The organism is Pseudomonas sp. (assembly GCF_037994325.1).
In the GTDB taxonomy this organism is placed as follows: domain Bacteria; phylum Pseudomonadota; class Gammaproteobacteria; order Pseudomonadales; family Pseudomonadaceae; genus Aquipseudomonas.
In genome coordinates, this window is the sequence record NZ_JBBNAH010000530.1 from 1 (window position 1) to 11,005 (window position 11,005).

Sequence of the window (11,005 nt, forward strand, 5' to 3'; positions counted from 1 at the left end):
AAACCGTCCGCAAATTTATGCATAGGTTGGAGAACCCCCAGGTTAGAAGCGACGCATTAGGTTTGATCGGACAGGAGATATCCCATGCTCGTGCCCACTATCAATTTATCGACGCCTTACGAGCCCAGGGCTTCAAGCTGGATACCTACCTGGGCTTCACGCGCTTTCTTTCCTTCAAGATCTTTCAACCCACCTCCACCCCATTGCAGCAGTTGGCATTTGTGGTTGGCATTGAGCGTGTAAACGAGCTGTTCGCTGAAATTACCCTGGGGAGCGGCAAACTCAAACAGGTCGAACCTGCTGTTCGAGCACTCTACGAATGGCATTTCGCCGAGGAAATTGAGCACAAGTCGGCAGCCTTTGACGTTTACCAGGCCGTGTCAGGCAACCGCTTCTGGCTTGGCTATGGCGTGGCGTTCTGCTACGTGCTGAACCTGGCGTACTTGTTCCTGGCATGTATGACGTTGTTGCGCCAGGACCGCCAATTGTTCAAATGGGCGACGTGGAAAGCGGCATTCCGTTATTTTTTTGTAGAAGAGAAATTTCTGCCACGGATGACGCGTGGATGTAGGCAAGCAATCAAGCGGGGCTTCCATCCCTGGCAAACCAACAACCGAGCACTGGCTGAGCACGTGCTTCGTCGTAAGGTGATCAGAGAGGAGCGCAGCCAGCCATGACCTCCTTGTTTGCCAGGTCCGGTACCCACGCCAACGCCAGCTGTGAACATGGCCTTTTGCAGCACTACCTCAGGCAGCATGGACGTGGCTGCATGGCCTATTCCACCTTGCAGCCTGGGCTGGAGTATTTCATTGATGACAAGCTTGGTTATCTGGCCTATCTGCCGTTGCGCCATCCGCTGCTCGCTCCAGGCCGGCTACATGTGGTTCTTGGCGACCCCATTGCCGCGGTAGCCGACTACGAAGCATTGCTAGACCGCTACCTTAAGAAAACCGCTGCAGCCGCCACGGTGTTCCTCGAGGTCAACGAAGACTTTGCCAGCATACTGAGTCGCCGCGGCTTTCCGGTAAACGAGTTGGGTGTGGAATGGGAAATCGATCTAGCGAGCTTCGACAGCGAGTTGAAGGGGCCGTCCTTTAGCCACCTGCGGCGCTGGCGCAATAAGGCGCTCAAGGAAGGCGTGAAAGTGGTCGAAGGTTCCATCTGCGCGTTGGATCAAGGCGAATTGAGCGCGCTGAGCGCCGACTGGCTAAGGCGCAAAGGAGGCCATGAGTTTATCGGTCTCAACCGACCGCTAGCCCTGCAGGACGAGCCTGATGTGCGCTACCTATGGGCTACTCAGCACGGCCGTCTGTTAAGCCTGGCGGTGTTTGATCCGATGTACCGGAATGGGAAGGTTATCGGCTATTTGCATAACGTGTCCCGTGTGCTTAGCGACGCCCCACACGGCACTAATGACCTGATTGTGCTGGAAGCGCTCTCGCGTTTTCAGCGCGAGGGGCGCGAGTTGCTGTCGCTGGGCCTCTCACCTTTCGCGTTGTTGGAAGATGGCCACTATCGCGGCAAACCTTATCTACGCAGGTTATTCCGCTTCATGTTTCGTCATTGCCCGTTCGTTTACCCATTTGAGGGCAACTTTTTCCACAAGGACAAATACCGAGGTCGCCCGCTCAAGGTGTACCTCTCATCCATTCCTGCGCTCAACCTGTATCGCGTCCTGGGCGTATTCAAGGCGCTCCGGGTGTTGTGACGAGTGCTTGGTCGTCCCTGTAGATAACCGGAGAAACAGTTGGCTGCGATATTTACTCAATACCCCGGGCTGCGCAGTGAGTTGCTTGCCATGCGCGAGCGGTACGCCGAGCCCAGGCCCTGGCTTTCCAGTTGGCAACTGGCCAATACCTTGATACCGCACTTCGTCCTCAGCTATCTCATTTACATGAACTGGCATGGACCGCTGTGGATTACGCTCTTGCTGCTGGTTGTTAACAGCCTGTTTATCAATCGCCTGTTTGTGTTGTTCCATGACCTGCTGCATGGTTCGCTGTATCGCTCGCGTCGTGTTGGCAATCTGCTTGGCGCGTTGATCGCGCCTTTGATTTTTATGCCGTCGTATCACTGGCAATACGAGCATAACTTCCATCATGCCCATTCCAACGACCTCAGCCACCGAGGTTACGGCGATATGCCGCTGCTCACTGTACGTGAGTATCAGGCGGCCAGCCGTTGGGCTCGGTTTCGCTATCGGGTATTACGTCATCCGCTGTTTTTGCTTGGCCCTTACGCGGTTTACAAACTGATGATTTTTCCACGGTTGACGGCCTCTTCCGCTTGGCCACGGCGAGTGAAGCGCTCGGTGCATCTCACTAACTTGGCGTTGCTGGGCATTGGCATTGGATTGTGGGTGGCGGGATTGGAGCGGTTCATCTGGATTCACCTGCTCAGCTACGCCATGAGCACTCCGACAACAGTGTTGCTCTTCTATCTCAACCACCACTTTGAAGGCGCGCGATGGGCTTCGGCCGCTCAATGGAACTTCGTTGATGCGGCGCTAACGGGTACATCCGTAGTCCTTTACCCACCGGGTCTACGCTGGTTTGCCTGTGGTGTCGGCTTGCACTGTATGCATCATCTGCTACCGCGGATTCCCAACTACAACTTGGAACGCTGCTGGAAGGAAAATGCACTGTTCGCCAACGTAGCGGTGGTTCCTCTGTTCTGGCACGGCCTAGCCGCGACGCGTTTGCGGCTATGGGATGAACAGGCGCAGCGTTATGTCGGGAAAGAGGGACTGCGCAAACAATCTCATTGATCTCTCTGAGCCGTTTAGACCCGAAACGCCTGAACTGCCGTATGCAACTGCCCGCCCAGCGCTTGCAACTGCTCGCCTTGATTACGCCCATCATCAATTCGTAGCAGGTTATCCCCACCCAACTGATGAATCCGCTCGCTATGTCCACGAATCTCGCTGACCGCGCCGCTCTGCTGCGCGGTGGCATCGGCGATGCGCTCGGCCATGCTGGCGATGGTGCGAATGGCGGTAACAATTTCGTCCAGCGCGCCATCGGCTGCCTGCGCTTGGCTGGCAGTGGCTTCGGCGTGGCCAACTTGGGCGCGCATCGCCTCCAGCGATTGCCCGGCCGCCTGTTGCAGGCGCCCGATCAGTTGCTGAATTTCGCCGGTGGCGCCCGTGGTGCGCTGCGCCAGCGAACGCACTTCCTCGGCCACCACGGCAAATCCGCGGCCACTTTCCCCGGCGCGGGCCGCTTCAATGGCCGCGTTCAACGCCAGTAAATTGGTTTGCTCGGCAATTGAGCGAATCACCGTCAACACGCTACCAATGGTTGCGGTCTCCGCCGCCAAACGTTCGATAGCCTGGGCATTGCCCTGTACTTCGCTAACCAGCGTATGCATGCCGGTCAGGCTTTGGCCGATCACCGTTTGCCCTTGTTCCAGCGCGCGGCCCGCTTCACGGCTGGCATTAGCCGCCTGGCTGGCATCACCGGCCACTTGCTGAATGGTCGACTCCAGATCGCCCAGAGCATCACGAATCTGCTCGGTATCGCCGGCTTGCCGTTCAGCGCCGCTGTGCAGGCCATTGCTGAGCTCGGCCAAGGCACGACTGCTCCCCGCCACCTGTTCGGCATGCAGGCGAATAGTGCCCACCAGGTCGACCAGATAAGCACGCAGGCGGTTAAGCGATTCTTCGATATCACGCAGCTCGCGGGTTTTCGAGTCCAGGCGGATATCACTGCCAAAGTCGCCCTGCGCCCAAGCCGACAGCGACGGCGCCAGGCGACTGAGCACGTTGCTCAGGCGGCGCTGGATACGGTCGATCAGCAGCGCGATCAATAAAATCAAACCGATCATGGCGCCTTGTAGCGTGCGCACTTGCAACTGGATACGGCCGTACTCAGCGCGAACGGCCGGGGCCAATTCGTCCAGCGCGTGTTGAGTGGCGTTGAGGCGGTCGCGGGTTTTAGTTGCCAGCGCCGCGCGGTTTTGAATCAGCTCGCGGGTGCGGGTCAGTTCAGTGGGGTAGCGTTTCAGCAGGCTGGCGAAGTCGCGCTTCAACGCGATGCCACGGTCCTCGGCCTGACTGGCGCTGCTCTCGCTAGCAATGCCCATCATGGAGGCGAAGTCATCGGAGCCAGAGTTGCTTGCCTCGGCCACGCCCAGCAGGGGTAGCGCCTGCAACGTATCGGCCTGCTGGTTAAGAATGGTGATCTCGCGCTCAACATCGCCGGCCAATTCATCCCGACCGCTGCTCACCAGCTTGCCGCGTGCATGGCTAAGACGGGTCAGGTGCACGGCCGCGTTAAATAGCGGAGCACGGTAAGCAGCGCTATCGCTGCCAGTGCTGCTGTCGGCGTAGCTGCTCAGTTGCTCCAGTGCGCCGGAAATTTCCCGTTCAGCTTGCAGCAACAGGCCCTGGGGGTCGCCGGCCAGCTTGCCGGCGGCGAGCAGTTCGCTGCTGGTGAAACTCTGCAGTTCGCTCAAGCTGGGGCGCAGGTTGGCGGCCAGTTCTGGCGGTAGTTCATTCAGTTGGTTTTGCAGCGCGTCGATGGCCTGGCTGGCGCTGCTATGGCGCAGGGCGTCGCCGCTGCCGAGGTAGTCCTGAATATTGTTCGCCACTTCAGCCTGGAAACGTTGCGACAGGCTCAGGTACTGCTCCATCAGCTGATAAGGGCGCTCCAGCGCACGTTGGGACCACCAGAGCGTGGCGCCCAGGGCCAGGCATACGGCAACGAGCAGGGCAGTGTTGAAGTTGGTGAGATGCTTTAGGCGCATAGACAGGACTCGACCGGTTACACATGGCGTCAAAACGCCATGACTGGCTGTAAAGTCCTGAATTTATTGCTTTTTCATTGCGATTTGATGACGGCGTGACGGGCGTCACGCTTTTGCGTTCACTGGTTGCAGGTCAGCCGCTGAAGATATCCACGCGATTACGCCCGCCGTGCTTGGCCACATACAGCGCCTGGTCGGCTTGCTTGGATAGGGTGTTGCTGTCGGTGTCGTCCTGCAATTGGGCGATGCCACAGCTAAACGTGCAAGACAGGTCGGTAGGCGTGGCGGGGTAGTGAATTTCCGAGAAGCGCTGGCGAATGCCATCCAGCACCTTGGCGGCGGTAGCCGCGTCGGTATTGGGCAGTACCACGGCGAACTCTTCGCCGCCGTAACGGCCGATATGGTCGGTCTTGCGCAGGCGCTGTTTCAGAAACAACGCCAGGCTTTTGATCACCCGGTCGCCCATGGGGTGGCCATACACATCGTTCACTTTCTTGAAGTGGTCGATGTCGAGCATGGCAAAGGTTACCGGCTGATTGTCGCGGCGGGCGCGGGTGCGGGTGTCGTCGAGCAACTGCAAGATATGCGTGTGGTTGTACAGACCGGTGAGGCTGTCACGGACCATACGCGATTTCAGATTACGCGCCCGTTCGGCGCGGTTGCGCACGGTGGCGATGAGATGACGCGGCTTGATTGGCTTGGTCAGGAAGTCGTCGCCGCCTTCACTCATGGCATCGAGCTGCTTATCCAGGTCATCTTCGGCCGACAGGTAAATAATCGGCACGCTTACATAACGGTCATTGTGGCGGATGACTTGGGCCAGCTCAGTGCCATTGCACTCGGGCATGTACATATCAAGGATGATCAAGTCGGGCTGGAATTCGGCCAGCACGCTCATGGTCTTGATAGGGTCGGTCAGCGTATGGGTGATGATGCCGGCGCTATTGAGCACGCGTTCGGTGTGCGTGGCTTGGGCGCGAGAGTCGTCCACCACCAATACGCGGAAGGGCTCGTATTGGCTGACGTGGGTTAGCACCTCAATGCGCTCCAGCAGCGTGGAGGCGTCCAGCGTGCCGGTAAAAAACTCGCGGCCACCGGCGCGCACGGCGGCCAGACGGGTAGGGGTGTCGGTTTCTTCTTCGCTGTAAAACAACAGTGGCAGTTTTTGCTCGAGGTCTTGCTGAATTTCGTTAGCTAACTCCAGGCCTTGGCTGGGGCCGGCAAAATCCACTTCCATCAAGATGGCGGCAGGGTGGCGCTCACGCATAGCGGCGCGAAAAGCGCTAACGGTAGCGAACGACTGTGCGTTCAAACCAAAAAATTCCAATTGCTGGGCCAGGCGTTCGGCACGCTCGCGGTCTTGCAGGCCGAGGTAAACAGGCTTGCGCAGCGGCGGCAGAAAAGTTTGTTCGTATTGGTCACCATGGCGCAGGCCCGTGCGCGACAGGCGTTGCATCAACTGGTTAAGTTCGGTGATCAGGGCGCTATTGAGGCGGCCTTTGTTGGCACCGCTGGCATCCAGGCAATTGCTGATGCTGCGTGCTAGTAGGGCGTGTTCATCTTGGCCAAAACGCTCGGCGTAACGCAGCAAACGCAGGTTGGCTTCAGCCAGTTCGGCGTCGTTCCACTCCCGCTCCTGCAGCCGCTGCCACACCTCCAGCACTTGCCGCGCCTGGTGAATAACACGCTGGGCAAAGTGGTGTTTGAGGCGATCGCTGCTGAGGTCTTCTTGCTCGGACATGGCCGGACGTCTTCTGTGATGCGGCGGTTGCCGCTGAGGCGGCTCGGATGATGGCGCTATGCTACCAGTGACGCTTTAGTAGGCTAGTACCGTCGATCATTTGACGCCAGTCGTACACCATATAATTGACGGGCGGCGGAAACTTCTGACGTGTGACAGAGGTGATACACAACCGGCGCTAAGTTTGCGTTGTCGCGCTGCGCATCCGCAAGCGGTTCCCTTATAGTGCCAATCAGGCGGCACCCTCTAGCCGGGCTGTGGTCGAACTGCTGACTTCGATTGAAAGGACAAGGCCATGTTGAATTGGAAGAACCGCGCAAGCTCTGTGCGCGATGGCGTCGGTAACTCGGTAGACGGCGCGCGTAGCTACTTTGGTGGCTTATGGGTAAGCCGTGCACTGGGCACGTTGCTGGCACTTTATTTAATTGTCGCGGCCTTGGTGGGCTGGTGGTGGAGCCAGGAACCGGGTTTTTTTCAGGTACAACAAAACGCGCAGCAAGCGGCCCAGCAAGCCAATCGCCAACTGGTCAGCGGTTACACCACGGTCGAAACCCTGAAAAAAGTGGTTTCCACCTTGCTGGATAAGCCCGGTGGCTACCTCTCTAACGACCTCGCGCCGCCCGGTCTGTGGCTCGACAACATGCCGAGCTTTGAATACGGCGTGCTGGTGCAAGTACGCGACCTGTCACGCGCCCTGCGTAAAGACTTCGCCCGCTCGCAAACCCAGTCCACCGAAGACCCGGATCTGGCCAAAGCCGAGCCGCGTTTTAACTTCGACAATAAAAGCTGGGCCTTGCCGGCTTCCGAAGCCGAGTACCGCGAAGGCATCAAATCCCTCGACCGTTACCTCGCCCGTCTTTCCGACCCGAACCAGCCCAGCGCGCAGTTTTATACCCGCGCCGACAACCTGAATAACTGGCTGGGCGACACCGCCACCCGTTTGGGTTCGCTGTCGCAACGCTTGTCTGCCAGCGTTGGCCAAGTGCGGCTGAATAGCGTGGTCAAAGAGCCGGCGCAGGAAGTAACTGCGGGTGACGTACCGGCGGTGCGCGAAGAAGTGTACGAAACCCCGTGGATGCAGATCGACAACGTGTTCTACGAAGCCCGTGGTCAGGCTTGGGCGCTGTCGCACATCTTGCGTGCCATTGAGGTCGACTTCGCCGACGTACTGGCGAAAAAGAACGCCACGGTCAGCGTGCGCCAGATCATCCGTGAGCTGGAAGCCTCGCAAGAACCGCTGTGGAGCCCCATGGTGTTGAACGGCAGCGGTTATGGTGTGTTGGCTAACCACTCGCTGGTAATGGCCAACTACATCTCCCGCGCCAACGCCGCGATCATCGACCTGCGTCAGTTGCTGAGCCAGGGTTGATGCCCGTCTCTGAACAGGAGGCCGCCCACCGGGCCGCCTCCGATGCGGAACAAATTGCCTGGGTGGATGAGGCCGACAACGAACTCGGTGGCCTGCCGCGCGCCGAGTTACGCGAGCGTGGGCTGATCGGCCGAGGCACGGTGATTCTGCTGTTCAATACAGCCGGCGAGTTATGCGTCCATCGCCGCACCCTGAGCAAAGCCATCTACCCCGGCTACTGGGATGTCGCCGCTGGCGGCATGGTCAAGCAGGGCGAGGGCTATCTTGAGTCGGCCACCCGCGAGTTGGAAGAAGAGCTTGGCATCAGCGGCGTGCCGCTACGCGAGCACATGCGCTTTCTGTTTGATGAGCCAGACAATCGCCTGTGGTGCGCGCTGTTTTCCGCCGTCTCCGATGCGCCGTTAACGCTGCAACCGGAAGAGGTGCTGGAGGCGCGCTTTATGTCGATTGAACAGGCGTTGGCCGCCGCCAAAACCCAACCGTTTTGCCCCGATTCTTTTGAAGCGTTTAAACGTTATCTGGCCAGTGGCGCAGCAGGTCGCGAAATCAGCGCTTAATGGCGCAAATTGGCTATTAGCAAGTGGGATATTTCTCGGTACACTGCGCCGCCTTTCAAGCCTGAGCCTCCCGGCCCAGGTGCGCTGCCCCTGCCAGAGTGGGGCTTCGCGGCTGACACCTTTGTCAGCTAGTCGCTTTCAGGTCCATCTACTACTTATTGCTGCGCTGGACCTCTCTGACCGAGGACAACCCGGTGGTCAAGAAAGCTTCGTCCTTTTCCGCCCTAGGCGGTTTGGTGTTTTCCACTGATGCAGGCCGGCATTGCCCGGACTGCAGCAAGCCCGTGGACGCCTGCATCTGCAAACAGACCGCCATTCCCGACGGGGATGGCATCGCCCGAGTAAGCCGCGAAACCAAAGGTCGCGGCGTCAAAACCGTCACCACCATCAGCGGCGTACCGCTGGCCGAAGAGCCGCTCAAAGAGCTGGCCAGCCTGCTTAAACGGCGCTGCGGGTGTGGTGGCTCGTTAAAAGACGGCGTTATCGAAATCCAGGGCGATCATGTTCAACTGCTGCTTGATGAGCTGATTAAACAAGGCTTCAAAGCGAAGAAATCTGGCGGCTAAGCCACTGCCTCCTAAACTTCGCGTTGGCCCATTAGCTCATTACGCGGCTGAACACCTCAGTAATCGTCATGTCCATTGCTTACCTTGTTCAAGCCGGGGCTGCCCGGCGCTTTTGAATTCTTTTAAGAAGGGAACCTGAATGTCCGTACGACGCACACGTAAAGATGACGGCAGCCAATGGACAGTCGCGGACAGCCGCAGCGTCTACGGCATTCGCCATTGGGGCGCTGGCTATTTCGCCATCAATGAAGCGGGCCGCGTCGAAGTGCGCCCCAGCGGCCCGAACAGCGCGCCCATCGACCTGTTCGAGCAAGTGGAAGAACTTCGTCAGAGCGGCCTCTCGCTGCCTTTGCTGGTGCGCTTCCCGGACATTCTGCAAGACCGCGTGCGTCAGCTCACCGGCGCCTTCGACGCCAACATCGCGCGCCTGGAATACCAGAGCAAATACACCGCCCTGTACCCGATCAAGGTCAACCAGCAGGAAGCGGTGGTGGAAAACATCATCGCCACCCAGAACGTTTCCATCGGCCTGGAAGCGGGCTCCAAGCCCGAGCTGCTTGCGGTGCTGGCGCTGGCGCCGAAAGGCGGCACCATCGTTTGCAACGGCTACAAAGACCGCGAATTTATTCGCCTGGCGCTGATGGGCCAAAAGCTTGGCCACAACGTCTTTATCGTGATCGAAAAAGAATCTGAAGTTCAGCTGGTGATCGAAGAAGCCGCGGACCTCAAGGTCGCCCCGCAAGTTGGTTTGCGCGTGCGCCTGTCGTCCCTGGCCTCGAGCAAGTGGGCCGACACCGGCGGCGAGAAATCCAAATTCGGTTTGTCTGCCGCGCAGCTGTTGTCGGTCGTTGAACGCTTCCGCGCTGCTGGCCTGGACCAAGGCATTCGCTTGCTGCACTTCCACATGGGCTCGCAAATCGCCAACCTGGCCGACTACCAACACGGCTTTAAAGAAGCCATCCGATACTACGGCGAACTGCGTGGCCTCGGCCTGCCAGTCGACCATATCGACGTCGGCGGCGGCCTGGGCGTGGACTACGACGGCACCCACTCGCGCAACGCCAGCTCGATCAACTACGACATGGACGACTACGCCGGTGTAGTGGTCGGCATGCTCAAAGAGTTCTGCGACGCCCAGGAACTGCCGCACCCGCACATTTTCTCGGAAAGCGGCCGCTCCCTCACCGCCCACCACGCCATGCTGGTGGTGCAAGTGACCGACGTAGAAAAACACAACGACGACGTGCCGAAAATCGACGACAAAGAAACCTTGCCGGAAACCGTGCAATGGCTCGTCGACCTGCTTGGCCCAACTGACCTGGAAATGGTCACCGAAACCTACTGGCGCGCCACTCACTACATGAGCGACGTGGCCAGCCAATACGCCGACGGCAAAATCACCCTGACCCAGAAAGCCCTGGCCGAGCAGTGCTACTTCGCCGTATGTCGGCGCCTGCACAACTCGTTGAAAGCCCGCCAGCGCTCGCACCGCCAAGTGCTCGACGAACTCAACGACAAGCTTGCCGACAAATACATCTGCAACTTCTCGGTATTCCAGAGCCTGCCGGACACCTGGGCTATCGGCCAAGTGCTGCCGATTCTGCCGCTGCATCGCCTTGGCGAAGAACCGCTGCGCCGTGCCGTGCTGCAAGACTTGACCTGCGACTCCGACGGCAAAATCAAGCAATACGTCGACGAGCAAAGCATCGAAACCAGCCTGCCCGTGCACGAAGTGCGCGAAGGCGAAGACTATCTGCTGGGCATCTTCCTGGTCGGCGCCTACCAAGAAATTCTTGGCGACATGCACAACCTGTTCGGTGACACCGACTCGGTGAACATCTACCAGAACCCGGACGGCAGCGCCTACCACGCCGGCATCGAAACCCACGACACCATCGAAGACATGCTGCGCTACGTGCACCTGTCGCCCGAGGAGTTGATGACCCACTACCGCGACAAATGCGCCAGCGCCAAAATCAGCCCACGGGAACGCACCCAGTTCCTCGACGCCCTGCGTTTGGGCCTC

General features: G+C 58.9%; 9 protein-coding genes. 7 read left to right on the forward strand and 2 right to left on the reverse strand.

What is annotated here, in order from left to right; genetic code table 11:
- The 3 genes from AAAB16_RS17730 to AAAB16_RS17740 all read left to right on the forward strand — a co-directional run.
- A partial coding sequence (locus AAAB16_RS17730; protein ID WP_340664508.1) for a metal-dependent hydrolase occupies nt 1-677 on the forward strand: 677 nt, incomplete at its 5' end.
- A complete protein-coding gene (locus AAAB16_RS17735; protein ID WP_340664509.1) occupies nt 674-1,708 on the forward strand; it encodes a DUF2156 domain-containing protein in 1,035 nt (344 codons plus the stop codon). The genes AAAB16_RS17730 and AAAB16_RS17735, both read left to right, overlap by 4 nt.
- Before the next feature lie 39 nt (nt 1,709-1,747).
- Nucleotides 1,748-2,767, forward strand: coding sequence for a fatty acid desaturase (locus tag AAAB16_RS17740; protein ID WP_340664510.1), 1,020 nt, complete (start codon nt 1,748-1,750; stop codon nt 2,765-2,767).
- 14 nt (nt 2,768-2,781) lie between these two features.
- On the opposite strand, the gene AAAB16_RS17745 is transcribed toward AAAB16_RS17740, so the two are convergent.
- On the reverse strand, nt 2,782-4,746 hold the full coding sequence (locus AAAB16_RS17745; protein WP_340664511.1) for a methyl-accepting chemotaxis protein: 1,965 nt from the start codon (nt 4,744-4,746) through the stop codon (nt 2,782-2,784).
- 133 nt (nt 4,747-4,879) lie between these two features.
- Complete coding sequence (locus tag AAAB16_RS17750) at nt 4,880-6,487, reverse strand: PleD family two-component system response regulator (protein ID WP_340664512.1); 1,608 nt, start codon at nt 6,485-6,487, stop codon at nt 4,880-4,882.
- 295 nt (nt 6,488-6,782) lie between these two features.
- Here AAAB16_RS17750 and AAAB16_RS17755 point away from each other — a divergent pair, with 295 nt between their 5' ends.
- The 4 genes from AAAB16_RS17755 to speA form a co-directional block, all read left to right on the forward strand.
- The gene (locus tag AAAB16_RS17755) at nt 6,783-7,856 is read left to right on the forward strand and encodes a DUF2333 family protein (protein WP_340664513.1); all 1,074 of its coding nucleotides are present in this window, start codon (nt 6,783-6,785) and stop codon (nt 7,854-7,856) included.
- Nucleotides 7,856-8,413: an NUDIX hydrolase gene (locus AAAB16_RS17760; RefSeq protein ID WP_340664514.1), complete on the forward strand. Its 558-nt coding sequence runs from the start codon at nt 7,856-7,858 to the stop codon at nt 8,411-8,413. Before AAAB16_RS17755 ends, AAAB16_RS17760 begins: the two co-directional genes overlap by 1 nt.
- Nucleotides 8,414-8,607: 194 nt before the next feature.
- Nucleotides 8,608-8,979, forward strand: coding sequence for a translation initiation factor Sui1 (locus tag AAAB16_RS17765; RefSeq protein WP_340664515.1), 372 nt, complete (start codon nt 8,608-8,610; stop codon nt 8,977-8,979).
- A 139-nt stretch (nt 8,980-9,118) separates the two neighbouring features.
- A partial coding sequence (speA, locus tag AAAB16_RS17770) for an arginine decarboxylase (RefSeq protein ID WP_340664516.1) occupies nt 9,119-11,005 on the forward strand: 1,887 nt, incomplete at its 3' end.